Source organism: Arenimonas maotaiensis (assembly GCF_014638745.1).
Taxonomy (GTDB): Bacteria; Pseudomonadota; Gammaproteobacteria; order Xanthomonadales; family Xanthomonadaceae; genus Arenimonas; species Arenimonas maotaiensis.
The window spans coordinates 80,827-106,988 of record NZ_BMFO01000001.1 but is presented as its reverse complement, the minus strand read 5'-3'; the positions used below and the strand labels follow the sequence as shown (position 1 = coordinate 106,988).

The 26,162-nt window shown below is 66.1% G+C and carries 21 protein-coding genes; 14 read left to right on the top strand and 7 right to left on the bottom strand.

The features are described 5' to 3' along the window. Nucleotides 1-98 precede the first annotated feature (98 nt). On the top strand, nt 99-1,766 hold the full coding sequence (locus IEV56_RS00485) for a sensor domain-containing diguanylate cyclase (protein WP_188446597.1): 1,668 nt from the start codon (nt 99-101) through the stop codon (nt 1,764-1,766). Between the two features lie 10 nt (nt 1,767-1,776). Continuing rightward, the gene (locus IEV56_RS00480; protein WP_188446595.1) at nt 1,777-2,622 is read left to right on the top strand and encodes a C40 family peptidase; all 846 of its coding nucleotides are present in this window, start codon (nt 1,777-1,779) and stop codon (nt 2,620-2,622) included. Here the strand turns inward: IEV56_RS00480 and IEV56_RS00475 are convergent. From IEV56_RS00475 to aptA, 5 genes are all read right to left on the bottom strand, one after another. After that, nucleotides 2,619-4,463: an ABC transporter ATP-binding protein gene (locus IEV56_RS00475; protein WP_188446593.1), complete on the bottom strand. Its 1,845-nt coding sequence runs from the start codon at nt 4,461-4,463 to the stop codon at nt 2,619-2,621. The two genes, IEV56_RS00480 and IEV56_RS00475, sit on opposite strands and share 4 nt — an antisense overlap. A 3-nt stretch (nt 4,464-4,466) precedes the next feature. After that, nucleotides 4,467-5,435 (bottom strand): agmatinase, encoded by a 969-nt coding sequence (gene speB, locus IEV56_RS00470; RefSeq protein ID WP_188446590.1) that lies wholly within the window; start codon nt 5,433-5,435, stop codon nt 4,467-4,469. Between the two features lie 104 nt (nt 5,436-5,539). After that, entirely contained in the window at nt 5,540-7,039 is a 1,500-nt protein-coding gene (locus tag IEV56_RS00465; RefSeq protein WP_188446588.1) for a CoA-acylating methylmalonate-semialdehyde dehydrogenase, read from the bottom strand. Between the two features lie 12 nt (nt 7,040-7,051). Next, nucleotides 7,052-8,170, bottom strand: a complete 1,119-nt coding sequence (ald, locus tag IEV56_RS00460; RefSeq protein WP_188446586.1) for an alanine dehydrogenase — start codon at nt 8,168-8,170, stop codon at nt 7,052-7,054. A 55-nt stretch (nt 8,171-8,225) separates the two neighbouring features. Next, nucleotides 8,226-9,587, bottom strand: a complete 1,362-nt coding sequence (gene aptA / locus IEV56_RS00455; RefSeq protein ID WP_425488547.1) for an omega-aminotransferase AptA — start codon at nt 9,585-9,587, stop codon at nt 8,226-8,228. Between the two features lie 153 nt (nt 9,588-9,740). On the opposite strand from aptA, the gene IEV56_RS00450 reads away from it, so the two are divergent. From IEV56_RS00450 to lysS, 12 genes are all read left to right on the top strand, one after another. Then, entirely contained in the window at nt 9,741-10,289 is a 549-nt protein-coding gene (locus tag IEV56_RS00450) for a cupin domain-containing protein (RefSeq protein ID WP_188446584.1), read from the top strand. Nucleotides 10,290-10,312: 23 nt separating this feature from the next. Beyond that, complete coding sequence (locus IEV56_RS00445) at nt 10,313-11,815, top strand: aldehyde dehydrogenase (protein WP_188446582.1); 1,503 nt, start codon at nt 10,313-10,315, stop codon at nt 11,813-11,815. Beyond that, nucleotides 11,812-12,489, top strand: coding sequence for a 4-hydroxy-tetrahydrodipicolinate reductase (locus IEV56_RS00440; RefSeq protein WP_188447935.1), 678 nt, complete (start codon nt 11,812-11,814; stop codon nt 12,487-12,489). Before IEV56_RS00445 ends, IEV56_RS00440 begins: the two co-directional genes overlap by 4 nt. A 127-nt stretch (nt 12,490-12,616) precedes the next feature. Continuing rightward, nucleotides 12,617-13,741, top strand: a complete 1,125-nt coding sequence (carA, locus tag IEV56_RS00435) for a glutamine-hydrolyzing carbamoyl-phosphate synthase small subunit (RefSeq protein WP_188446580.1) — start codon at nt 12,617-12,619, stop codon at nt 13,739-13,741. Continuing rightward, nucleotides 13,738-14,373, top strand: coding sequence for a hypothetical protein (locus IEV56_RS00430; protein WP_188446574.1), 636 nt, complete (start codon nt 13,738-13,740; stop codon nt 14,371-14,373). The genes carA and IEV56_RS00430 overlap by 4 nt, the downstream gene beginning before the upstream one ends. A gap of 25 nt (nt 14,374-14,398) precedes the next feature. Beyond that, nucleotides 14,399-15,058, top strand: a complete 660-nt coding sequence (locus tag IEV56_RS00425) for a hypothetical protein (protein WP_188446572.1) — start codon at nt 14,399-14,401, stop codon at nt 15,056-15,058. A 36-nt stretch (nt 15,059-15,094) separates the two neighbouring features. Continuing rightward, entirely contained in the window at nt 15,095-18,322 is a 3,228-nt protein-coding gene (gene carB / locus IEV56_RS00420; RefSeq protein ID WP_188446570.1) for a carbamoyl-phosphate synthase large subunit, read from the top strand. Beyond that, nucleotides 18,319-18,801 carry a transcription elongation factor GreA gene (gene greA, locus IEV56_RS00415; RefSeq protein ID WP_188446563.1) on the top strand — a complete coding sequence of 161 codons (483 nt, stop codon included), beginning with the start codon at nt 18,319-18,321 and terminating at the stop codon, nt 18,799-18,801. The genes carB and greA overlap by 4 nt, the downstream gene beginning before the upstream one ends. 1 nt (nt 18,802) lies before the next feature. Further along, complete coding sequence (locus tag IEV56_RS00410) at nt 18,803-19,666, top strand: phosphoglycerate mutase (RefSeq protein ID WP_188446561.1); 864 nt, start codon at nt 18,803-18,805, stop codon at nt 19,664-19,666. A 74-nt stretch (nt 19,667-19,740) separates the two neighbouring features. Next, nucleotides 19,741-21,456, top strand: a complete 1,716-nt coding sequence (recJ, locus tag IEV56_RS00405; RefSeq protein ID WP_188446559.1) for a single-stranded-DNA-specific exonuclease RecJ — start codon at nt 19,741-19,743, stop codon at nt 21,454-21,456. A 55-nt stretch (nt 21,457-21,511) separates the two neighbouring features. Continuing rightward, nucleotides 21,512-22,631, top strand: a protein-coding gene (gene prfB / locus IEV56_RS00400) for a peptide chain release factor 2 (RefSeq protein ID WP_188446557.1) whose coding sequence is annotated in 2 segments (ribosomal slippage) — nt 21,512-21,583 and nt 21,585-22,631 — 1,119 coding nt in all. Because the reading frame shifts where the segments join, the coding sequence is not laid out codon by codon here. A gap of 8 nt (nt 22,632-22,639) precedes the next feature. Then, entirely contained in the window at nt 22,640-24,154 is a 1,515-nt protein-coding gene (gene lysS, locus IEV56_RS00395) for a lysine--tRNA ligase (RefSeq protein ID WP_188446555.1), read from the top strand. Nucleotides 24,155-24,224: 70 nt separating this feature from the next. Here lysS and IEV56_RS00390 read toward each other — a convergent pair whose 3' ends face one another. Continuing rightward, nucleotides 24,225-24,416, bottom strand: a complete 192-nt coding sequence (locus IEV56_RS00390) for a hypothetical protein (protein ID WP_188446553.1) — start codon at nt 24,414-24,416, stop codon at nt 24,225-24,227. 2 nt (nt 24,417-24,418) lie between these two features. After that, entirely contained in the window at nt 24,419-26,095 is a 1,677-nt protein-coding gene (locus IEV56_RS00385) for an AMP-binding protein (protein ID WP_188446551.1), read from the bottom strand. Between the last annotated feature and the right edge of the window lie 67 nt (nt 26,096-26,162).

The window sequence follows — 26,162 nt, the reverse complement described above, 5'->3', positions numbered from 1 at the left end:
CCGTGGACGGGGAGCCCATCCTAACAGACGCCGGAAGACGGCGGAAGTGCGCCGTTCCCGGGCTTTTGTAAAGCCGGACAATCGGTTACGATGCGCCGATGGGGAAAATCAGGGGGCTGATCGGATTGCTGCTGGCGCTGGCATGTTGCATGCCGGTTTTGTCGTGGGCGCAATCCGATACGCCATTGCGCGTCTATCGCGTCGGCCCGGCCGACCTGCCATGGCAATCGGTTCTGGCCGGCAAATACCGTGATCGGGAAATCCCCGTCGACAAACAGGCGTTCAGCCCGATGCCGGAAACCAGCGGCTGGTGGCGCGTGGAAATCCGCCGTGACTTGGACGGCATTTCCGACCCGATGCTGCATCTGAGCGCGGTCAGCCTGACCCATTCGGAGGTCTGGCTGCCGGGCAGCCCGGCGCCCCTGCGCTTCTCGCAGCTCGACCGGCAGGGCAACCACGGCTTCTCGCCGCGCCTGATGGTGGTGGCCTTGCCGCCGGAAATGCGCGCCGGCGATTCGGTGTACTGGCGGGTGCAAACCGGCGAGGTCTCGCCGCTGAAGCTCGGTCTGGCGGCAGAAGACGTACTGCGCGTGCAGGACGGCGAGCAGATCCGCTGGCACAGCATGGTCGAAGGCACCATCCTGGCCCTGGTGCTGGCCGGCTTCGTGCTGAGCCTGATCATGCGGGAGACCACCTTCCTGATCCTCGCCGCCGGCATCTTCCTGAGCCTGTTGTTCGTGCTGACCAACAACGGCGACGTGTTCCATTATCCGGGCTTGGCCGGCCTGGACGCCGAGTACCCGCTGCAACGCATCATGGGCTTGGCCGCCTGCGCGGTGATGACCCATTTCGCCTACATCTTCCTCGAGATGCGCCGGCGCACGCCGCGCCTGGCTCTGGTGCAGCGCGCCATCATCGGCGGCTTCCTGCTGTTGCTGATCGGCAGCTTCCTGCCCGGCTTCCGCGACAATCCGCTGGGCTCCATCCTGGGCAATCTGGTGATCGTCGCCGGCACGGTCAACGGCATCCTGGCCAGCATCCTGCTGATCCGCGCCGGCCAGCGCGCGGGCAAATTGTATCTGCTGTCCTGGACGCCGCTGCTGGTGTTCTCGTTCTGGCGCATCGTCGAAATAAGCCTGCGGCTGCCGTTCAACGAATTCGTCGGCTTGGTGTTCCCGGCCACCTATGTGCTGGCCGGCATCCTGCTGTACCTCGGTCTGGGCGAACGCATTCTGCTGTACAAACGCGAGCGCGACGCCAACGAGCATCTGGCGCGGATGGACTCGCTGACGGAGGTCTACAACCGGCGCGCGCTGGACGAACGCCTGCGCATCGCCGCGGTGCAGACCGAGAAGAGCGGCCGCAGCATGGCCGTGCTGTTCGCCGACCTCGACCACTTCAAGCGCATCAACGACAGCCACGGCCACGATGTGGGCGATTACGTGCTCAAGGACGTGACCCTGCGCATCCGCTCGGTGCTGCGCTTCGGCGACGTGCTCGGCCGCTACGGCGGCGAGGAGTTCGTGATCGCGCTGCCGGACTGCGGCGAGGAACAGGCGCGCCATCTCGCCGAGCGCATCCGCGAACGCATCGCCGAACGTCCGGTGGTCTGCGCCGGCACCGTGATTCCGGTCACCGTCAGCATCGGCATCTCGGTGCTGCGCGACGGCCAGTCCGACATCGAGGGCGCGCTCAAGCGCGCCGACCAGGCGCTTTATTTCTGCAAACAGAACGGCCGCAACTGCGTGAACACGCTTCCGGCCTGACGGAGAGAACATGACCGACATTCCCATCCGCAGCGGCGACCTGATCCTGATGCTCAGCACCGGACCGGTCTCGGCCATGATCGCCTGGTGCGGCGACTCCGCCTACAGCCATGCGGCGCTGATGGCCGACAACGGCGACATGATGGAGGCCTCGGCCTCCGGCGTGCGCCGCTATCCGCTGGCCAAGCGCCTGGCCGACAGTTCCGAGGTGGTCTATCTGGACGCATTCCGCAGCGTGAACAAAGCCGGACTGCCGCTGTCGGACGCCGAGCGCGCGGCCGTGGTCGCCGCCGGCGAAGTGTTCCTCGGCACGCCGTACGAGTTCGGCAAGCTGCTGGAAATCGGTATCATCTCGGCCGTGCGCCAGAAGCTGCCGGAGCATCCGCTGGCGCGCTATCTGGTGCGCGAGGCGCTCGACCATCTGCTGGAGAACGACGACCGGGCGATGATCTGCAGCGAATTCGTCTACAACTGCTTCCTGCTGGCCAAGGTCGATCCGCCCGGCGCCGTCACCCCGACCGTGGTGGTGGCGCCGCCCAGCGGCCTGCCATTCCCCAAAATCGACTGGGTGGCGTTCGCCAAGGAAATGTGGGAATTGCTGCAGGCACGCCCGCATGCCGCCGCGTTGCGCGCCATGGCATCGCCGGAGACGCTCGGCGTCGGCATACAGGACGAGGAACTGACCGGACGCATGGCCGAAGTCCGTGCGCGGCTGGGACTGCATGGATTGATGGCCTCGCCGGCGCCGGCCGCCGCCGGCAGCGTGGTGCCCAACCCGAATCCGAAATTGGTGACGCCGCTGGATCTGGCGACGTCACCCAGCCATTCCGCGCTCGGCCGCCTGGCCCAGTACTAAGCCGGTTCCGGCGCGTCCTCGTCCACCAGGAAGCCGCCGCTTTGGTGCGCCCACAGGCGGGCGTACAGGCCGCCGCGCGCGAGCAGCTCGGCGTGCGAGCCCTGCTCGACGATGCGCCCGCGGTCCATCACCACCAGCCGGTCCATGGCCGCGATGGTCGACAGCCGGTGCGCGATGGCGATCACCGTCTTGCCCTCCATCAGCCGGTACAGGTCGCGTTGGATCACCGCTTCCACTTCGGAGTCGAGCGCGCTGGTGGCCTCGTCCAGCAGCAGGATCGGCGCGTCCTTCAGCATCACGCGCGCGATGGCGATGCGCTGGCGCTGGCCGCCGGACAGCTTGACGCCGCGTTCGCCGACGTGCGCGTCGAAGCCGGTGCGGCCTTTGCCGTCGCTCAAGGCCAGGATGAAGTCCTCGGCCTCGGCGTTGCGCGCGGCCTGCCGCATCGCGGCCTCGTCGGCGTCCGGCCGTCCGTACAGCAGGTTGTCGCGCACCGAGCGGTGCAGCAGCGAGGTGTCCTGGGTCACCATGCCGATCTGCCGGCGTAGCGAATCCTGAGTCACGCGCGCGATGTCCTGGCCGTCGATCAGGATGCGGCCGTCGCCGGCTGCGTAGAAGCGCAGCAGCAGGTTGACGATGGTGGATTTCCCGGCGCCGCTGCGCCCGATCAGGCCGATCTTCTCGCCGGGGCGGATGTGCAGGTCGAAATCGGCGATTACCGGCTTATCGGGTGTATAGGCGAAGTTCAACTGTTCGAAGCGGATGTCGCCATTGCTGACCCGTAGTTCCGCCGCGTCCGGCGCGTCCTGGATCGCCACCGGCTTGGCCAGGGCCTCGATGCCGTCCTGCACGGTGCCGATGTTCTCGAACAGGCTGGCCATCTCCCACATGATCCAGTGCGAGACGCCGTTCAGGCGCAACGCCATGGCGGTGGCCGCCGCCACCGCGCCGATGCCGACTTGGCCGAGGCTCCAGAGCCAGAGCGCGGCGCCGGCGGTAGCCAGGATCAGGCCCATGCTGAGGATATGGTTGACCACCTCGAAACCGGTCACCAGCCGCATCTGCCGGTAGACGGTGGCCAGGAACTCGCGCATCGACTGCTTGGCGTAGCCGGCCTCGCGCTGGTTGTGCGAGAACAGCTTCACCGTGGCGATGTTGCTGTAGGCGTCGGTGATGCGGCCGGTCATCAGGCTGCGGGCATCGGCTTGGGCGCTGGCGGCTTTGCCCAGACGCGGCACGAAATACGCCAAGGCCAGCAGGTACAGCGCCAGCCAGCCGAAGAACGGCAGCAGCAGCTTGGCGTCGAACGCGCCGGCGACCGCGGTCATGGTCAGGAAATAGATCACCACGAACACCAGGATGTCGGTCACGATCATCACCGTGTCGCGCACCGCGAGGGCGGTCTGCATCATCTTGGCCGAGACCCGTCCGGCGAACTCGTCCTGATAGAAGGCCATGCTTTGGCCGAGCAGGTGCCGGTGGAAGTTCCAGCGCAGGCGCATCGCGAAATTGCCGTTCAGCGCCTGGTATTTGACCAGGGCCTGGGCGGCGATCAGCAACGGGCTGGCCACCAGTACGCCGACGAGCAGCAGCAGGTTGCCGCGTTCCTGGCTCCAGAGTTGATTCGGCGGGACTTTGCTCAGCCAATCGACGATATTGCCGAGCATGGCGAACAGCAGGGCCTCGAATGCGCCGATCAGCGCGGTCAGCAGCGCCAGTAGACCGATCAGGCCGCGCATGCCCTTCATCGCCGCCCACACGAACGGAAAGAACCCGGTCGGCGGCTGTTCCGGCGGCGTGTCGGGGAAGGGCGATACCAGGCGTTCGAACCAGGACAGCATGGCTCAGCGCCGTCCCGAGGCGATCAACGCCAGCAGTTCATGCGCGATGCTGGCGCCGGCCAAGGCGGTGATTTCGGCATGGTCGTAGGGCGGCGACACTTCGACCACGTCGCAGCCGACCAGATTCAGACCGCCCAAGCCCCGGATCAGCTCCAGCGCGGTGTGGCTGTCGAACCCGCCGACCACCGGCGTACCGGTGCCGGGGGCGAAGGCCGGGTCGATGAAGTCGATGTCGAAGGTCAGGTAGCAGGCGTTGTTGCCGACGCGGACCTTGATCGCCGCCACCGCCGCGTCCACGCCGTGCCGGTGCAGCCAGCGCGCGTCCAGCACCTGGTAGCCGTGCGTGTCGGCGTTGTGGGTGCGCATGCCGAGCTGGATCGAGCGCGCCGGATCGACCAGACCGTTCACCGCCGCCTGATAGAACATGGTGCCGTGGTCGATGCGGCCACCGTCATCCTTCCAGGTGTCGCTGTGGGCGTCGAAGTGGACCAGCGACAGCGGGCCGTGCGCCTCGGCCAAGGCCTGCAGGATCGGATAGCTGATGAAGTGGTCGCCGCCCAGGGTCAGCGGCAACACGCCGGCGGCGCAGAAGCCCCGGTAGGCTTCGGTGATCAAGGCCGGTGCGCCGGCGATGTTTCCGGAGTCGAAGAACACGTCGCCCCAGTCGACCACATGCAGGATATCGAGCGGATCGAAGCCCCAGGCGTAGGGCGGGCACCAGGCCAGCATGCTGGACGCGGCGCGGATGGCGCGTGGCCCGAAGCGGGTGCCGGGGCGCCCGGTGGTGGCCACGTCGAACGGCACGCCGACTACGGCGACGTCGACGCCGGTGAGCTCCTTGCTGTAGCGCCGGCGCAGGAAACTGGTGGCGCCGGCGTAGGTCGGTTCGGCTTGGGTGCCGTACGGCGAGTGGCGGGTAAACGCGAGATCCGAGACGGTCGGGGTCGCGGGCGAGGCGGAATCGTTCGACATGGCGGGCTCCGTGCAAGCAGTCCACTCGTCGTTCCTTGCGCGGGGCAATCGCCGGGACGAGCGTCACCGGTCTTCCGCCCGCGCGAAGCGGGCGTGTATTCAGTTTACTTCATTGTCGGCATGCTGAACTCGGCGCCGGCGCGGATGCCGGTCGGCCAGCGCGCGGTGACCGTCTTCAGCCGGGTGTGGAAGCGCACGCCGTCGGTGCCGTGCATGTGCAACGGGCCGAACAGGGAGCGTTTCCAGCCGCCGAAGCTGTGGAACGCCATCGGTACCGGAATCGGCACGTTGACGCCGACCATGCCGACCTGGATGCCGTGGCAGAACTGGCGGGCGGCATCGCCGTCGCGGGTGAAGATGGCGGTGCCGTTGCCGTATTCGTGGTCGTTGATCAGGCGGCAGGCGGTGTCGAAATCCGGAACGCGCACGATGCACAGCACCGGCCCGAAGATCTCTTCCTTGTAGATGGTCATCTCCGGTGTGACCCGGTCGAACAGGGTGCCGCCGAGGTAGAAGCCCTCTTCGAAGCCCTCCACCTTCAGGCCGCGGCCGTCCACCAGCAGCTGCGCGCCTTCGGCCACGCCGGCGTCGATGTAGCCTTTGACCTTGTCGCGGTGCTGGCAGGTCACCAGCGGGCCCATGTCCGGGTTGTTAGTGTCGCCGGGGCCGACGCGCAGGCTTTCCACCATCGGCTTGAGCTTGGCGATCAGCGCTTCGGCGGCGGCGTCACCGACGCAGACCGCGACGGAAATCGCCATGCAGCGCTCGCCGGCCGAACCGTAACCGGCGCCGAGCAGGGCGTTGACGGCCTGGTCCATGTCGGCGTCGGGCATGATCACCATGTGGTTCTTGGCGCCGCCCAGGGCCTGCACGCGTTTGCCGGCGGCACTGCCGCGGGCGTAGATGTATTCGGCGACCGGGGTCGAGCCGACGAAGCTGACCGCCTGCACGCGCGGGTCGTCCAGCAGCACGTCGACCGCGGTCTTGTCGCCGTGCACCACGTTGAACACGCCGTCCGGCAACCCGGCTTCCTTCAACAATCGGGCCAGGATCATCGGCGGCGTCGGGTCCCGTTCCGAGGGCTTCAGCACGAAGGTGTTGCCGCAGGCGAGGGCGATCGGGAACATCCACATCGGCACCATGCACGGGAAGTTGAACGGCGTGATGCCGGCGACCACGCCCAACGGCGCGTATTCGCTCCAGGAATCCACGCCGGTGCCGACGTTCATCGAGTGCTCGCCCTTGACCAGATGCGGGATGCCGCAGGCGAATTCGACCACTTCCAGGCCGCGGGTCAATTCGCCTTTGGCGTCGGAGAACACCTTGCCGTGCTCGCGGGTGATCGCCAGCGCGATCTCGTCGGCGTGGGCTTCCAGCAAGTGCTTGAACTTGAACAGCACCCGCGCCCGCGCCAACGGCGTGGTCGCGGCCCACGCCGGGAACGCCGTCTGCGCGGCGGCGATGGCGGCCTCCATGTCCGCCGGATCGGCCAGCGCCACGCGTCCACTCACCTCGCCGGTGGCCGGATTGAACACCTCGGCGCTGCGGTTGCCGGTGCCGACGTGGTCTTGGCCGGCGATGAAGTGGGCGATGGTGGCGGTCATGGCGGGCTCCGGTCAGGCGTTCAGGGCGTCGGTGGCGGGCACGTAGTCGTAGCCGAGATCGTCGGCGACCGCCTTGTAGGTGATCTTGCCGGCATGCACGTTCAGGCCGTTGCGCAGGTGCTCGTCGGCCAGCAATGCCGCCTTGGCGCCGCGGTTGGCGATCTGCACGGCGAACGGCAGGGTGGCGTTGGTCAGCGCGAAGGTCGAGGTGCGGGCCACGCCGCCCGGCATGTTGGCGACGCAGTAATGGATCACGTCATCGACTTCGAAGGTCGGATTCTGGTGGGTGGTCGGCTTCGAGGTCTCGAAGCAGCCGCCCTGGTCGATGGCGACGTCGACCAGCACCGAGCCGGGCTTCATCAGCTTGAGCTGCGTGCGCGACACCAGCTTCGGCGCGGCCGCGCCGGGAATCAGCACCGCGCCGATGACCAAGTCGGTCTGCGGCAGCAGGCTTTCGATGGCGTCCACGGTCGAGTACAGGGTGGTGATGCGGTCGCCGTACAGCTCATCGATGTAGCGCAGGCGGTCGAGCGAGCGGTCGAGCAGGGTGACGCGGGCGTTCAAGCCCATCGCCATGCGCGCCGCGTTCAGGCCGACCACGCCGCCGCCCAGCACCAGCACGTTGGCCGGCTTCACGCCCGGCACGCCGCCGAGCAGCACGCCGGAACCGCCTTGGGCTTTCTCCAGCGCGTGCGCACCGGCCTGGATTGACATCCGGCCGGCCACTTCCGACATCGGCGCCAGCAGCGGCAGGCCGCCCTTGCGGTCGGTCACGGTTTCGTAGGCGATGGCGGTGCAGCCGGATTTCACCAACGCGGCGGTCTGCACCGGATCCGGCGCCAGATGCAGGTAGGTGTACAGGATCTGGCCCGGGCGCAGCATGGCGCATTCGTTCGGCTGCGGTTCCTTGACCTTGATGATCATCTCGGCGCGCGCGAAGATCTCCTCGGCGCCGTCCACGATTTCGGCACCGGCCTTGCGGTATTCCTCGTCGGTCAGGCCGATGGCCTTGCCGCCGTCGCGCTGCACCAGCACCCGGTGGCTGTTGGCGATCAGCTCGCGGGCGCCGGACGGGGTCAGGCCGATGCGGTATTCGTGGTTCTTGATTTCACTGGGTACGCCGATGATCATGCTGTATTACTCCGAGAAAGTCGTTTTTGTGTGGTGTCGCGCGGGCGGTACGGGGTCAGTCGGTTTCCCGGATCGCATCGGCGATGCGGGAGAATAACGCATCAATGTGCTGTTTTTCCAGAATCAGCGGCGGCGACAGCGCGATGACGTCGCCAGTGACGCGGATCAGCGCGTCTTTTTCGTGGAAACAGTTGCTGAACACGTCATAGGCGCGGCTGCCGGGTTGGCCCTGACGCGATGCCAGCTCAATGGCGCCGATCAGGCCGAAATTGCGGATATCGACGACGTTCGGCAGACCTTTCAGCGCGTGCAGGCCATCTTCCCAATAGCTTTCCAGTTCGATGGCCTTCTCGAACAGGTTCTCTTCGGCATAGATGTCCAGCGTCGCCAGTGCGGCGGCGCAGGCCAACGGATGACCGGAATAGGTGTAGCCGTGGAACAGGTCGATCATGTGCTCCGGGCCGCTCATGAACGCCTCATGCACGCGGTCGCGCACGAACACCGCGCCCATCGGTACGCTGCCGTTGCTCAGGCCCTTGGCAGTGGTGATCAAATCCGGCGTGACCCCGAAGCGTTGGGCGGCAAACGCCTTGCCGACCCGACCATAGCCGGTGATGACTTCGTCAAATATCAACAAAATCCCATACTTATCGCAGATTTCGCGAATCCGCTTGAGGTAGCCTTCCGGCGGCAGGATGACCCCGGCCGAGCCGGAAATCGGCTCGATGATGACCGCGGCGATGGTGCTGGCGTCGTGCAGGGCGACCAGACGCTCCAGGTCTTCCGCCAGTTCCAGGCCGTGCTGCGGCAGGCCGCGGTTGAAGCCGTTGCGGCCGATGTCGAGCGTGTGGCGCAGATGGTCCACGCCCGGCAGGCCGGGACCGTACCATTTGCGGTTGTTGGGCAGGCCGCCCACCGAGATGCCGCCGAAGCCGACGCCGTGGTAGCCCTTCTCGCGGCCGATCAGACGGGTGCGCTGGCCTTCGCCGCGGGCACGATGGTAGGCGATGGCGATCTTCAACGCGGTATCGACCGACTCCGAGCCGGAGTTGGTGAAGAACACTTTGTTCAGCCCGGCGGGCGCGATTTCGGCCAGACGCTCGGCCAAGATGAAGGGGAGAGGGTGGCCCATCTGGAAGGTCGGTGCGAAATCGAGGGTGGCGATCTGCTGTTGCACCGCGTCGATGATGCGGCGCCGGCCATGGCCGGCGTTGCAGCACCACAGGCCGCCGGTGCCGTCCAAAATCTCACGGCCATCGGTGGTCTTGTAATACATGCCCTCGGCGCTGGCCAGCAGGCGCGGTTTTTGCTTGAACTGGCGGTTGGCCGAGAACGGCATCCAGAACGCGTCCATCTGCTCGGGGTGCTGGGTGGCTTGGCTTTGGTAATGCTGATGGAAGCGCGGCGTGTCGGTCATGGCGGTATCGGTCCAAGGCGATGTTTCGTCACTATACCGTGTTGAATAAATTTTACAATCCCCGGATTTGTAAAATATATTTACATGCGGATTGACCTTTCCGGCGAGGGGTGTTAAATATTCAACATCGCATTTGACAGTCCGCAGAACGCCATGGATATCGGGTTACGCCTTCAGGAAGTCCGCAACAAAAAAGGCCTGAGCCAGCGCGAACTGGCCAAACGGGTCGGTGTCACCAACAGCACCATCTCGCTGATCGAGCAGAACAAGGTCAGCCCGTCGATCAGTTCGCTGAAGAAGGTGTTGGACGGCATCCCGATTTCCCTGGCCGATTTCTTCACCGTCGACCTGGGCGAGGAGCGTGGCGACTCGCCGTTCTACGGCAAGGACGAGCAGATCGACGTCGGCAACGGCGGCATTCATTATTTCCTGGTCGGCCAGAACCGTCCGCAACGCCAGATGTGCATCCTGCGCGAGGTCATGCCGCCGGGCTCCGACACCGGCAAGGACATGCTCCTGCACGAGGGCGAGGAGGGCGGCATCATCATCCAGGGCGAAATCGAGCTCACCGTCGGCGATCAGGTGCGCGTGCTCGGCCCGGGCGACGCCTATTACTTCGAAAGCAAGACCCCGCACCGGTTCCGCAACGTCGGCAAGACCGAAGCCATTCTGGTGAGCGCCAACACGCCGCCGTCCTTTTAATCCTCCGTTTCCGAGAATCCGCCATGTCCCAGAAACTCACCCGCGCCGAGTGGGAAGCCAAAGCCCGAGCCCTCGACCTGCACACGCAGGCCTTCATCGACGGTGCCTACGTCGACGCCGCCTCCGGCAAGACCTTCGACTGCATCAGCCCGATCGACGGCCTGAGCCGCGGCCGGGTGGCCGAATGCGAGGCCGAAGACGTCGAGCGCGCGGTGCGCGCCGCCCGCCGCGCCTTCGAGTCCGGCGCTTGGTCGGAATCCTCGCCGGCGCACCGCAAGCGGACGTTGCAGAAATTCGCGCTGTTGATCGAAAAGCACGCCGAGGAATTGGCGCTGCTGGAGTCGATCGACATGGGCAAGCCGGTCGGCGACGCGCTGGCCATCGACGTTTCCGCCAGCGTGCGCTGCCTGAACTGGACCGCCGAGGCCATCGACAAGGTCTACGGCGAAATCGCCCCGACCCCGCAGCATGAGCTCGGCCTGATCACCCGCGAGCCGCTGGGTGTGGTCGGCGCCATCGTGCCGTGGAACTTCCCGCTGCTGATGGCGGCTTGGAAATTCGCGCCGGCACTGGCTACCGGCAACTCGGTGATCCTCAAACCCTCTGAAAAATCGCCGCTGTCGGCCATCCGCATCGCCGAGCTGGCGATGGAAGCCGGCATTCCGGCCGGCGTGTTCAACGTGCTGCCGGGCTTCGGCAAGGGCGCCGGCGAGCCGTTGGCGCTGCACATGGACGTCGACGGTCTGGTGTTCACCGGCTCCACCGGCGTCGGCAAGCACCTGCTACAGTGCGCCGGCCGCTCCAACATGAAGCGCGCCTACATGGAATGCGGCGGCAAGAGCCCGAACGTAGTGTTCGCCGACGCGCCCGACCTGCAGGCCGCGGCCGAAGCGGCCGCCATCGGCATCTTCTTCAACCAGGGCGAGGTCTGCACCGCCGCTTCGCGCCTGCTGGTCGAGCGTTCGATCAAGGACGAATTCGTGGCCATGGTGGTCGAGGCCGGCAAGTACCTGCATCCCAAGCATCCGTTCGAGCCGGGCGCGCCGATGGGCGCCATCGTCGACGAAGGCCAGATGAACCGCGTGCTCGATTACATCGAAAAGGGCAAGGCCGAGGGCGCCCGTCTGGCGCTCGGCGGCGAGCGGGTGATGACCGAAACCGGCGGCTACTACGTGGCGCCGACGGTGTTCGACGAGGTCGCCCATGAAATGACCATCTCGAAAGAAGAGATCTTCGGCCCGGTGCTGTCGGTCATCGCCTTCGACGACGAGAAGGACGCCGTGCGCATCGCCAACGACACCGACTACGGCCTGGCCGCCGGCGTCTGGACCTCGAATTTGAGCAAAGCCCACCGCGTGGCCAAGAAACTGCGCGCCGGCAGCGTGTGGGTCAACTACTGGGACGGCGGCGACATGACCGCGCCGTTCGGCGGCTTCAAGCAGTCCGGCAACGGCCGCGACAAATCCCTGCACGCCTTCGAGAAGTACACCGAGCTCAAGGCCACCTGGATCAACCTGAGAAGCTGATGGAAACGCCCGTCCGACTGCTGATCCACGGTGCCTCCGGGCGCATGGGCCAGGCCTTGATGCGCTTGGCCCAGAACGATGCCCGCCTGCGGGTGAGCGCGCAGAGCGGCAGCCGCGAAAGCGACCGTCTGCGCGACCTGCCGGAATTCGATGTCGCCATCGACTTCAGCTCGCCGGAGGGCTTCGATGCCGTCTTGGCCCTGTGCTTGGAACGCGGGAAAAGCTTGGTCAGCGGCACCACCGGCCTGAGCGCCGGCCAGTTCGCGGCCTTGGAAGCCGCCGGCGCCCGCATTCCGGTGCTTTGGGCCTCGAACTTCTCGCTCGGCGTGGCGGTGCTCGATCGCTTGGTCGGCCAGGCCGGGCAGTGGCTGAAGGATTGGCAGCTGGACATCCTGGAATCGCACCACATCCACAAGAAGGACGCGCCCTCGGGCACCGCGCTGAGCCTGGGCCGCACCGCCGAGGCCGCCAGCGGCAAGGCGCCGGTCTATCATTCGCTGCGCGGCGGCGACATCGTCGGCGAGCACACGGTGCAGTTCACCGGCATGGGCGAGCGCATCGAGCTGACCCACCGCGCCACCAACCGCGACATCTTCGCGCAGGGCGCGCTGTTCGCCGCGGTCCGGCTATCGGCGAAAATGAACGGGCATTACCGGTTCGACGATCTGCTGTAAGTCTTTCATGGACAAACCCGCCCGCATCCGCTAAAATTCTCGCTCGCCTAACCGCCTTCTTTCGGCTCCCGCGCAATACGGGAATCCGCTGCAGGAAGTACCCCAAACTCTTGAAAAGGCGAGCTTTGTGACCCAACCAGCCATTCTCGCTCTCGAAGACGGAACTGTATTCGAGGGCTTATCCGTAGGCGCGACCGGCATTTCGGTGGGCGAGGTGGTGTTCAACACCGCCATGACCGGCTACCAGGAAATCCTGACCGACCCGTCCTACAGCCGCCAGCTGGTCACGCTGACCTATCCGCACATCGGCAATACCGGCATCACCGGGCTCGACAACGAGTCCGGCCAGGTCTATGCCGCCGGCCTGATCGTGCGCGACGTGCCGCGCCGTGCCAGTAACTGGCGCAGTCAGATCGACCTGCCGGAGTGGCTGGTCAAGAACGGCATCGTCGCCATTTCCGACATCGACACCCGCAAGCTGACGCGTCTGCTACGCGACCGCGGCGCCCAGAGCGGCACCTTGATGGCCGGCGTCATCGACCGCGAGCATGCCGTGGAGGCCGCCCGCAAGTTCGCCGGCCTGAAGGGCATGGATCTGGCCAAAGTGGTCACCTGCGGCGAACCGTACCGTTGGCAGGGCGGCCAGCTCGACCTGAACAGCCAGGCCTTCGTCGAGGCGCCGGAGCGCTTTCATGTGGTGGCCTACGATTTCGGCGTCAAGCACAACATCCTGCGCATGCTGGCCGAACGCGGCTGCCGCCTGACCGTGGTGCCGGCTCAGACGCCGGCCGAACAGGTGCTGTCGCTCGATCCCGACGGCGTGTTCCTGTCCAACGGCCCCGGCGATCCGGCGCCCTGCGATTACGCCATCGCCGCGATCAAGACCTTCATCGCCCGCAAGATCCCGACCTTCGGCATCTGCCTGGGCCACCAGCTGCTCGGTTTGGCCGCCGGCGCGCAGACCCTGAAGATGAAGTTCGGCCACCACGGCGCCAACCATCCGGTCATCGACCTCGATTCCCGGCGCGTGCTGATCACCTCGCAGAACCACGGCTTCGCCATCGACGAAAGCAGCCTGCCGGCCAATGTCACGGTCACCCACCGCTCCCTGTTCGACCAGTCCAACCAAGGCATCGCGCTCGCCGATGCGCCGGCGTTCAGTTTCCAGGGCCATCCCGAAGCCAGCCCCGGTCCGCACGACGTGTCCTACCTGTTCGACCGCTTCATCGCCTTGATGGCGGAGCGCGCATGAGTCCGGGTCTGCGCCTCGCCGCCCTGTTGCTGCTGGCCTTTTGCGCACACCGCGCTTCGGGCGCCGACGAGGTGACGCCGGCGCAGCAGAGCCGGATGGCGGATGTCGCGGTCCGTGTCATGCCGATCGGACGGATCATGGAGATGGCGGCGGCCGAGAATCCGGCGTGGCCGGGCAGCGCGGACAGCCGCCTGGATGCCGAGCGGCTCGCGTGTCTGCGCGGCAATCTGCGGGCGCCCGCCTACCGGAAGGTGGTGGAGCGCCGCGTGGCCGATTATGCCCGCGCCGAACCGGCGCGGTTCGCCGAAGACTTGACCGTTCTCGAGGGCGATGCGGGCCGGCTGTTCGCCAAGCTCATGTCGGCGGGCATGGAAAGCAAGTTCAGCGGCAGCGAGAACCGCTTCGACCCCACTGCGCTGCTGAAGGACGAAACGCCGGAGGCGCTCGCCCAGATGGTGTTGCTGGCCAACGATCCGCGATACACCCCGCTGCGCGCCATGCTCGGCATCGGCGCACAGATCGTGGACGGGGAGAGCGGCCGGAAAGTCGGTCAGGCCGCGGGCCTGACGTTGATGCTCCCGGCCCTGTCCGACGCCATGACCGTCTGCAACGTACGCTTCGAAGAACTCTGACCGCCAACCCACCGAGGACCGCCGCATGCATCGATTCGTCCGCGCGTCATTCACCGCCCTGGTCCTGCTGGCTGCCAATTTTTTTGGCATGCCGTCCGCCTGGGCCCAAGCCAACGCCGCCAAGGTCGAGCGCCTGACTGACTTGGTGGTCGAGCTGATGCCGATCGGTAGCATCTTCGAGGAGTTGGCCAAAGCCGATCCGCAGTGGCCGTTGCGGAGCGACCGGAACGCCATGAGTGCCGGCCAGCACAGCTGCCTGCGCGGCGAACTGAGCCGTGCCGGCTACCGGCGCATGAAGCGCGTGGACGTGGCCGGATACGCCGCCGCCAATCCCTCGCGACTGGATGCCGACATCCGCGTGCTGGAGGGCGGTTCCGCTTGGCTGATGAACCGTCTGGTGCTGGCCGGCGCCGAGGCCGAGCGCACCGGCGTGCCGGCCGACGAGCAGGCCATCCTGTCGGCCGCCAGCATCGAGCAGGTCGGTTCGTTCATGAGCCTGATGCAGAGCCCGGATTACGCCGGTCTGCGCCGCGTGGCAGGCTTGGGCAATGCCCTCGACACCAACAAATCGCAGGAAGAGAACGAAGCGGCCGGCGAGCAAATCGGCGCCGATTTGGCTACCCAGGCCATATTCAAGGCCATGTCCACCTGCAAGATCCCGGCTTCCGCGCTGTTCGCCGACTAAGAATGCGCGCATCCCACCGAACGACCGAGCGACGAAATGCCGAAACGTACTGACATCCAAACCATCCTGATCATCGGCGCCGGCCCCATCGTCATCGGCCAGGCCTGCGAGTTCGACTATTCCGGCGCCCAGGCCTGCAAGGCCCTGCGCGAGGAAGGCTACCGCGTGGTGCTGGTCAACTCGAATCCGGCCACCATCATGACCGATCCGGACATGGCCGACGCCGTCTACATCGAGCCGATCAATCCGGCCACGGTCGAGCGCATCATCGCCAAGGAGAAGCCGGACGCGCTGCTGCCGACCATGGGCGGGCAGACCGCGCTGAACTGCGCCCTGACCCTGGCCGACGACGGCGTGCTCGACAGATACGGCGTCAAGCTGATCGGCGCCTCGCGCGAGGCGATCCGCATGGCCGAAGACCGCGAACTGTTCCGCGTGGCCATGGCCGACATCGGCTTGGACTGCCCGAAGGCGGAGATCGCGCGCACGCTCGAACAGGCGCTCGACATCCAGACCCGCGTCGGCTATCCGACCATCATCCGCCCGAGCTTCACCCTGGGCGGCAGCGGCGGCGGCATCGCCTACAACCGCGAGGAGTTCATCGAGATCGTCAAGCGCGGCCTCGACCTGTCGCCGACCACCGAAGTGCTGATCGAGGAGTCGGTGCTGGGCTGGAAGGAATACGAGATGGAGGTGGTGCGCGACACCGCCGACAACTGCATCATCGTCTGCTCGATCGAGAACCTCGACCCGATGGGCGTGCACACCGGCGACTCGATCACCGTGGCGCCGGCGCAGACCCTGACCGACAAGGAATACCAGCGTCTGCGCGACGCCTCGATCGCGGTGCTGCGCAAGATCGGCGTCGACACCGGCGGCTCCAACGTGCAGTTCGGCATCAACGCCGACAACGGCCGGGTGGTGGTGATCGAGATGAATCCGCGCGTGTCGCGTTCCTCGGCCTTGGCCTCCAAGGCCACCGGCTTCCCGATCGCCAAGATCGCCGCCAAGCTGGCGGTCGGCTACACGCTCGACGAGCTGCGCAACGAAATCACCGGCGGCCTCACGCCGGCCTCGTTCGAACCGACCATCGATTACGTGGTCACCAAGATCCCGCGCTTCGCGTTCGAGAAATTCCCGGCCGCCGACGCGCGACTGACCACCCAGATGAAATCGGTGGGCGAGGTGATGGCGATGGGCCGTACCTTCCAGGAGTCGGTGCAGAAGGCGCTGCGCGGGCTGGAAATCGGCAAGGTCGGCTTCGACCCGACCGGCGCCGCCGCCCAAGGCGAGGAAGGCCTGCTGCGCATCAAGCGCGAGCTCAAGGAGCCCGGTCCGGAGCGCCTGTTCCAGGTCGCGGAGGCTTTCCGCGCCGGCCTGAGCGTGGACGAGGTGTTCAAACTCAGCTTCATCGACCCCTGGTTCCTGGATCAGATCGAGGAACTGGTCGCCATCGAGGCCCAGATCGCCGAGGGCGGTTTGGCCGCCTTGGACGCCGGTCGCATGCGCCATCTGAAGCGCAAGGGCTTCTCCGACGCGCGCATCGCGCAACTGGCCGGCACCGACGAGGCCGCGGTGCGCGCGCTGCGCCATGCGCTGAAGGTGCGTCCGACCTACAAGCGCGTCGATTCCTGCGCCGCCGAGTTCGCCACCGGCACCGCCTACCTGTATTCGACCTACGAGGACGAATGCGAGGCCGCGCCGACCGACCGCCGCAAGGTCATCGTGCTCGGCGGCGGCCCGAACCGCATCGGGCAGGGCATCGAATTCGACTACTGCTGCGTGCATGCCTCGCTGGCGCTGCGCGAGGACGGTTTCGAGACCATCATGATCAACTGCAACCCGGAGACGGTCTCGACCGACTTCGACACCTCCGACCGCCTGTACTTCGAGCCGCTGACGCTCGAGGACGTGCTGGAGATCGTCGAGCTGGAGAAACCGGTCGGCGTGATCGTGCAGTACGGCGGCCAGACCCCGCTGAAGCTGGCGCGTGCGCTGGAGGCCGCCGGCGCGCCGATCATCGGCACCTCGCCGGATTCGATCGACTGGGCCGAAGACCGCGAGCGCTTCCAGAAGCTGGTCGAGGAGCTCGGCCTGCTGCAACCGCCGAACCGCACCGCGCGCAACGCCGAACAGGCCATCGCGCTGGCCAACGAGATCGGCTATCCGCTGGTGGTGCGCCCGAGCTACGTGCTGGGCGGTCGCGCCATGGAAGTGGTGTATTCCGACGAAGACCTGTCGCGCTACATCCGCGAAGCGGTGCAGGTCTCGAACGATTCGCCGGTGCTGCTCGACCGCTTCCTCGACAACGCGGTCGAAGTCGACGTCGACGTCATCGCCGACGCCGACGGCGACGTGCTGATCGGCGGCATCATGGAGCACATCGAAGAGGCCGGCGTGCACTCCGGCGATTCCTCCTGCTCGCTGCCGCCGTACACCCTGTCGGCCGCCATCCAGGACCGCCTGCGCGAGCAGGTGACGCGCATGGCCCGCGCGTTGAAGGTGGTCGGCCTGATGAACACCCAGTTCGCCATCCAGGGCGAGACCATCTTCGTGCTGGAGGTCAATCCGCGCGCCTCGCGCACCGTGCCGTTCGTGTCCAAGGCCATCGGCCGGCCGCTGGCCAAGATCGCCGCACGCTGCATGGCCGGCCAGAGCCTGGCCGCGCAGGGCGCGCTGCGCGAGATCGTGCCGCCGTACTATTCGGTCAAGGAAGCCATCTTCCCGTTCGCCAAGTTCCAGAACGTCGATCCGATCCTCGGACCGGAAATGCGCTCCACCGGCGAGGTGATGGGCGTCGGCCGCAGCTTCAGCGAGGCCTTCGGCCGCGCCGAAGAAGCCGCCGGCATCAAGGTGCCGCAACCGGGCAAAGCCTTCGTGTCGGTGCGCGAGGTCGACAAGCCGCGCGTGGTCGAAGTCGCCCAGGCGCTGCTGAAGAAGGGCTTCAGTCTGGTCGCCACCCAAGGTACCGCGCTGTATCTGAAATCCCGCGGCTTGCCCTGCGAGGCGGTCAACAAGGTCGCCGAAGGCCGTCCGCACATCGTCGACCTGATCAAGAACGGCGAGATCAGCTACCTCATCAACACCACCGAGGGCAAGCAGGCCATCGCCGACTCGTTCTCGATCCGCCGCGAAGCGCTGCAGCACCGTCTGGTGTATTCCACCACCATTCCCGGCGCCAAGGCCTTGGTGCAGTCGATGGACACCCGCGACAACCCGAGCGTCCGTTCCCTGCAGGAACTGCATGCGGAGCTGCGCGGATGAGCGGCATCGTTCCCCTGACCCACAAAGGCGCGTTGCGCCTGCGCGAAGAGCTGGACCGTCTGAAGTCGGTCGAGCGCCCGAAGGTGATCGAAGCCATCGCCGAGGCCCGCGGCCATGGCGATCTGAAGGAGAACGCCGAATACCACGCCGCGCGCGAGCAGCAGGGTTTCATCGAGGGCCGCATCCAGGAGCTGGAATACGCGCTGTCGCATTGCCAGGTCATCGAAGTCGGCAAGCTCAAGGCCGGCTCCAAGGTCGTGTTCGGCGCCACCGTCGAGCTGGTCGACCTGGATTCCGACGTGGTGGTGACCTACACCATCGTCGGCGACCTCGAGTCCGACATCAAGCAACAGCTGATCTCGGTGTCTTCGCCGATCGCGCGCGCGATGATCGGTAAGCACGAAGGCGACGCCATCACCATCCAGGCCCCGGGCGGCAGCCGCGAATACGAAATCACCGCGGTCCGTTATCTCGACTGACATGCCGACCGGCGCGCGCGTCCTGCTGTTGCCGGAACGGCGCCGCTTCGCCGGCCAGGGGTTCTCGCCTGCGTTCGCGCGCATCGCCCGCCGTTTCCATCAGACTGCCGGCACGGCAGGCGAGAGCGCTCAGCTGCAACGGCATTTCCGCTGCGAGCCGGACGGCTGGCCGCTGGCGGCGCTATGCCGGCAGGCCGGGCCGGGCGATGCCGGAGACGGGCAGTGGCTGTTGGCCGATCCGGTACACCTGCAGATGGAAATGCGTGATGCCCGGCTGATGGCCTGGGATACCTTGCCGCTAAGCGGATCCGAAACCGACGCCATCCATCAGGCTTTGGCGCCGGTGTTCGCCGATGCCGGTTACCGGTTTCTCGGCGGCGATGGCCGCTTCTTCCTGCGCGCCGCCAGCGATGAGGTCTTGCCGGCGTTCACGCCGGCGCCGGAAATGCTGGGTTGCACGCTGTCCGACCACTTGCCGGCCGAGCGCCGCTGGACGGCGCTGTTCAACGAATGTCAGGTGATCCTGTACAACCATCCGTTGAACGTCGAGCGCCAGCGCCGCGGCATGGCGACGGTGAACGCACTGTGGTTCTGGGGGCAGGGCGCGTTGCCGTCCGCGGTACATCACGGTTTCGCCCGCATCGAATCGTCGGCTTGGGATATCCGTGCGCTGGCGGCGCAGGACATGGCCGATGGCGGTGGCGAGCTGCTCGACCTGCGTCAGCCGCGCGATTGGCTTGCCGTCGAGGCCGCATTCGACCCGGCACGGGAAACGCGGTTCGACTTCGCCGATGGGACCCTCTGGCGTTGGCGTCCGGCATTCCGCTGGCGATTCTGGTCGCGGCGGATTGCGTCGCTGTCCTGAATTCTGAGCTGCATTTCGGAGTTGTCCGACACGTGAAAGCCGGCAGGCCATATCCGCGGCGGTACAATGGATGCATGCCGTACATCCCGAAGATCAGCCGCCGCCCGTTGCCCGAGGCCGTTCCCGCATTGCATGCCTCGCCGTTGCTGAGCCGTCTGTACGCGGCTCGCGGCCTGCAGTCGCCGGAGGAGGCCGATTTGGCCCTGGCGCATCTGTTGCCGCCGGATGGCTTGCGCGGGCTGGATACGGCCGTCGATCTGCTGCTGGATGCCATCGGCAACGACCGGCGGATCGTGGTGGTCGGCGATTTCGACTGCGACGGCGCCACCGGCGCCGCCTTGGCGGTGCGCGGCCTGTCGATGCTGGGGGCGCGTCAGGTGGGCTTCAAGGTGCCGCATCGGGTTCTGCACGGCTACGGCCTGACGCCGGGCCTGGTGGACGAGCTGATTCCGTCGAGTCCCGATCTGGTCGTCACGGTCGATAGCGGCATCGCCTGCCTGCCGGGCGTGGCGCGCGCCAAGGCGCTCGGCTGGAAAGTGTTGGTCACAGACCACCACCTGCCGGGTGAGCAGTTGCCGGATGCCGATGCCATCGTCAATCCGAACCAGTCGGGCTGTCCGTTCGCCAGCAAAGCTCTGGCCGGCGTCGGGGTGATGTTCTACCTGCTGCTGGCGGTGCGTCGCCGGTTGCGCGAGCACGGCTTGCCGGGCATGGATGCCGATCTGTCGAGTCTGCTGGATCTGGTCGCCATCGGCACGGTCGCCGACATGGTCAAGCTCGACGCCAACAACCGGCGGCTGGTGCGCGCCGGCCTGGCGCGCATCCGCCAAGGACGCTGCCAGCCCGGCGTGCGGGCCTTGGCGGCGCTCGGCGGCCTGGATCTGGCGAAACTCACCGAGACCGACATCGGTTTCCGCATCGGTCCGAAAATCAACGCCGCCGGCCGCTTGGAAGACATGGCGCTCGGCATCGAATGCCTGTTGGCCGATGACGAGACACGGGCCATGGACCTGGCCGAATCCCTGCATGCCATCAACCAGGAGCGGCAGGAACTGCAGCAGGACATGTTGCAGGAGGCGGAGCAGGCGTTGGCAACGATAGGCGATGACGATACCGACGCCGGACCGGCCGTACTGCTGTTCCAGCCGCATTGGCATCCGGGCATCATCGGCCTGGTGGCTTCGCGGGTGAAGGACAGCCGGCACCGGCCGGCCTTGGTGTTCGCGCCGAGCGAACCGGGCAGCGAGGAACTGCGCGGCTCGGCACGTTCGATTCCCGGCTTCCACATCCGCGACGCCCTGGCGCACATCGATGCCCTGCATCCGGGCCTGATTTCACGCTTCGGCGGCCACGCCATGGCGGCCGGCCTCAGCCTGCCGGCCGGTCATCTGCCGGATTTTCGCGCCGCGTTCCAGGCCTTGGCGCGGGCGTGGATCGAGCCCGAAAGCCTGCAGGGCGTGCTCTGGAGCGACGGCGCCTTGGCCGAACACGAGCTCGAGCGCGACACCGCACTATTGCTGCAGGCCGCGGGGCCGTGGGGTCAGGGCTTTCCGCCGCCGTTGTTCGACAATGCGTTCCACGTGCTGGAGTGGCGGGTGCTCAAGGAGCGGCATCTGAAGCTGCAGTTGGCGTTGCCTGGCTCCAGCCGGGCCATCGAGGCCATCCAGTTCGGCGGTTATGCCGGCCGGCCGCCGCCGGAACGCATCCACGCCGTGTATGAACTGCAGACCAACGACTGGCGCGAGCGCCGCGGCGTGCAGTGTCTGATCCGTCATCTGGAGCCCGTCTGAGGCCCGGCTCTGCTACAATGGCAGGCTGATTATCCTGGTGTTTTAGCTGGAATTTATGGAACTGAATCCGATCCGCAACCGCATCGCCGAATTGCAAGAGCGTGTGTCTTCGCTCAGGGGGTATCTTTGACTTCGACAACAAGGTCGAGCGTCTGGAAGAAGTGAACCGGGAGCTGGAAAGTCCCGAAATCTGGAACGAGCCGGATAAGGCGCTGGCGCTAGGCAAGGAGCGCGCCAGCCTCGACAAGACCGTGTCCGAAATCCGCGGCACGCTGGACGGACTGTCCGAAGCGCTGGAATACCTCGAACTGGCCGAGATGGAAGACGACGAATCGATGGTCGAGTCGATCACCGGCGACGTCGAGAAGATCGCCGAGCGCGTCGGCAAGCTCGAGTTCCGCCGCATGTTCTCCGGCGAGCAGGACCATGCCAACTGCTTCGTCGACATCCAGTCCGGCGCCGGCGGCACCGAGGCCCAGGACTGGGCCGAAATCCTGTTGCGCATGTACCTGCGTTTCTGCGAGTCGCGCGGCTGGAAGACCGAGCTGATGGAGGCCTCCGACGGCGACGTGGCCGGCATCAAGAGCGCCACCTTCCGGGTCGAGGGCGAATACGCCTACGGCTGGCTGAAGACCGAGATCGGCGTGCACCGGCTGGTGCGCAAATCGCCGTTCGATTCCGACAACCGCCGGCACACCTCGTTCTGCTCGGTGTTCGTCAGTCCGGAAGTGGACGACAACATCGAGATCGAAATCAATCCGGCCGACCTCCGGACCGACGTCTACCGCTCGTCCGGCGCCGGCGGCCAGCACGTCAACAAGACCGAATCGGCGGTGCGCATCACGCATATCCCGACCAATACCGTGGTCGCCTGCCAGATCGAACGTTCGCAGCACGGCAACCGCGACCGCGCCATGAAGATGCTGAAGGCCAAGCTGTACGAGCTCGAGCTGATGAAGCGCAACTCGGAGAAGGACGCGCTGGAAGCGACCAAATCCGACATCGGCTGGGGCAGCCAGATCCGCAGCTACGTGCTCGACCAGAGCCGGATCAAGGATCTGCGCACCGGCGTCGAACGCACCGATACCCAGAAAGTGCTGGATGGCGACCTCGACGAATTCGTCGAAGCCAGCCTGAAGGCGGGCCTGACCGCCGGCTCCGGCCGGACCAACTGAGCACAGCCATGAACGACACCGTCAACGACCTGCCGCAGGACGAGAACCAGCTGATCGCCGAGCGCCGCGCCAAGCTCAAGGCCCTGCGCGAAAAAGGCATCGCCTTCCCGAACGATTTTGTGCGCGCCGACTACGCGCAGGACCTGCAGGCCGAATACGCCGACAAGGAGCGCTGGAGCACGGAAAGCCTGCAGGAACTCGGCCGCGGCGTGCAGATCGCCGGCCGGCTGATGGCCAAGCGGGTGATGGGCAAGGCCAGCTTCGCCCAACTGCAGGACATGTCCGGCCGCATCCAGCTGTATTTGTCCGCGGCCGACCTGGGCGAGTCCTACGAGGCGTTCAAGCACTGGGACATCGGCGACATCCTCGGCGTCACCGGCACGCTGACCCGCACCAAGACCGGCGAGCTCTCGGTGAAAGGCGAAAGCCTGCGTCTGCTGACCAAGTCGCTGCGCCCGCTGCCGGACAAATGGCACGGCCTGTCCGACGTCGAGCAGCGTTATCGTCAGCGCTACGTCGACCTGATCGTGACGCCGGAGGCGCGCGAGGTGTTCATCAAGCGCTCGCAGGTGGTCTCGGCGCTGCGCAACTGGCTGGACTCGCGCCGCTTCCTGGAAGTGGAGACGCCGATGATGCATTACATCCCCGGCGGCGCCACGGCCAAGCCGTTCACCACCCACCACAACGCGCTCGGGCTCGACCTGTACCTGCGCGTGGCGCCCGAGCTGTACCTGAAGCGCCTGACCGTGGGCGGCCTGGAGCGCATCTACGAGATCAACCGCAACTTCCGCAACGAGGGCGTGTCGACCCGGCACAACCCCGAGTTCACCATGCTCGAGCTGTACGAGGCCTATGCCACCTACAACGAGATCATGGACCTGACCGAAGGCATGATCCGCGCCGCCGCCGAAAAGGTGCTGCCGGACCTGCAGGCGCACTGGGACGGCAACGACATCGACCTGTCAAAGCCGTTCCGGCGCTGGACCATGACCGATGCCGTGCTGGAGCACAACCCGCAGATACGGCCCGAGCACATCCGCGACCTCGAGGCCATGCGCGGCCACTGCCGGGCGCTCGGCATCCGCATCAAGCCGTCCTACGGCTGGGGCAAGCTGCTGCTGGAGGTGTTCGAGAAGACGGTGGAGCACACCCTGATCCAGCCGACCTTCATCACCCAGCACCCGACCGAAGTCAGCCCGCTGGCGCGCGCCAACGACGACGACGCCGGCTTGACCGACCGCTTCGAGCTGTTCGTCGGAGGCAGGGAGATCGCCAACGGCTTCTCCGAGCTCAACGACGCCGAAGACCAGGCCGCGCGCTTCGCCGAACAGGTGGCGCAGAAGGAGGGCGGCGACGACGAGGCCATGCACTTCGACGCCGACTACATCCGCGCGCTCGAGGTCGGTCTGCCGCCCACCGGCGGACTGGGCGTCGGCATCGACCGTCTGGTGATGCTGCTGACCGGCTCCAGCTCGATTCGCGACGTGCTGCTGTTCCCGTACATGCGGCCGGTGCACGACTGACGCTGGATTGCTTCGATAAACGCAAAGGGCGCCCATCGGCGCCCTTTGCATTGCGTGGCAAGAGGATGCGCTATTCGCGCGGTTTGCCGGCCCGGTTGTCGAACAGCGTACCTACGATGGCGCCGCTGCCGCCCAGGAACACCAGCGCCAGGAAGAAGGAGTTCCCGGCCATGGCGCTGACCGCATCCTTGAACACGAGCGCCGTGCACAGGCCGAGCAGGGTGCCGACGACCCGGAAACGGGCGTTGCGCGGCATGGCCATGTTCAGTCCGTCTTGGCGCTTTCGCGCAGCTCGCGACGCAGGATCTTGCCGACGTTGGTCTTCGGCAGCTCGTTGCGGAACTCGATGTATTTCGGACGCTTGTAGCCGGTCAGTTCGTCATGGCAGAAATGGCGGATGGCGTCGGCGGTCAGGTTCGGGTCCTTGCGCACCACCACCAGTTTGACCGCCTCGCCGGACTTCTCGTCCGGCACGCCGACGGCGGCGACCTCGAGCACGCCCGGCATGGCGGCCACCACGTCCTCGACCTCGTTCGGGAACACGTTGAAGCCGGACACCAGGATCATGTCCTTCTTGCGGTCGACGATGTAGAAGAAGCCCTTCTCGTCCATCTTGGCGATGTCGCCGGTGTGCAGCCAGCCGGCGGCGTCGATGACCTTGGCGGTTTCGTCCGGACGCTGCCAGTAGCCCAGCATCACCTGCGGGCCCTTGATGCACAGTTCGCCGATTTCGCCCTGCGGCAGCATGTTGCCGGCATCATCCTTGATGCAGCAGGCGGTCGAAGGAATCGGCAGACCGATGGCGCCGTTGAACTCTTTGAGGTCCATCGGATTGATGCAGGCGGCCGGCGAGGTTTCGGTCAGGCCGTAAGCCTCGACCAGGGTCACGCCGGTGACCTGCTTCCATTTTTCGGCCACGGCGCGCTGCACCGCCATGCCGCCGCCCAAAGTGAAGCGCATGCGGCTGAAATCGAGCTTGTCGAAGCCGGGCGTATGCAACAGGCCGTTGAACAGGGTGTTGACGCCGGTAATGGCGGTGAAGTTGCTCTTGGCCAGTTCCTTGACGAAGCCGCGCATGTCGCGCGGATTGGTGATCAGGTAGTTCAGGCCGCCGAACTTCATGAACACCAGGCAGTTCGCGGTGAGCGCGAAGATGTGGTACAGCGGCAGGGCGGTGATGATGACCTCCTCACCCTCTTTGATGCCGTGGCCCAGCCAGGCCGAGCTCTGCTGCATGTTGGCCACCAGGTTGCGGTGGGTCAGCATGGCGCCCTTGGACACGCCGGTGGTGCCGCCGGTGTACTGCAGGAAGGCGATTTCCTGCGGCTGGATGCTGACCGCCGGCAGGGTGTGCCTGGCGCCGAGCTTCAGCGTCTGCTTGAAGGGGATCGCGCCCGGCAGCTCGAAGTGCGGCACCTGCTGTTTCACGTACTTCAGCACGAAATCGATCAGATAGCCCTTCGGACCCAGCATCTCGCCGATGGTGGTGGTGATCACCTGGCCGACCTTGGTCTCGGCCACCACGTCCTGCGCCACATGCGCGAAGTTCTCAAGCACCAGCAGCACGGTCGCGCCGGAGTCGATTAGTTGGTGCTTGAGCTCGCGGTGGGTGTACAGCGGGTTGGTGTTGACCACGGTGAGGCCGGCGCGCAGCACGCCGAACAGCGCGATCGGGTACTGCAGCAGGTTCGGCAGCATGATGGCCACGCGCTCGCCTTTCTTCAGGCCGAGCTCGTGAATCAGGTAGTTGGCGAACGCGGCGCTGAGTTCGTCGATTTCATGGTAAGTCAGGGTCTTGCCGAAATTGCTGAACGCCGGGCGGTCGCCGAACTTGCGGATGGCCTGTTCCAGCACCGAAACGATCGACGGGAACTGGTCGAGGTCGATTTCGTGGGGTGTGTTCGGGGCGTAGCTGCTCAACCAGGGATGTGTCGTGCTCATGGAAACCGTGGATACGCGAAGGTATGTCCATTGGAGCATAAGCTCTAGGTGCTGACAAGCCTTGCGG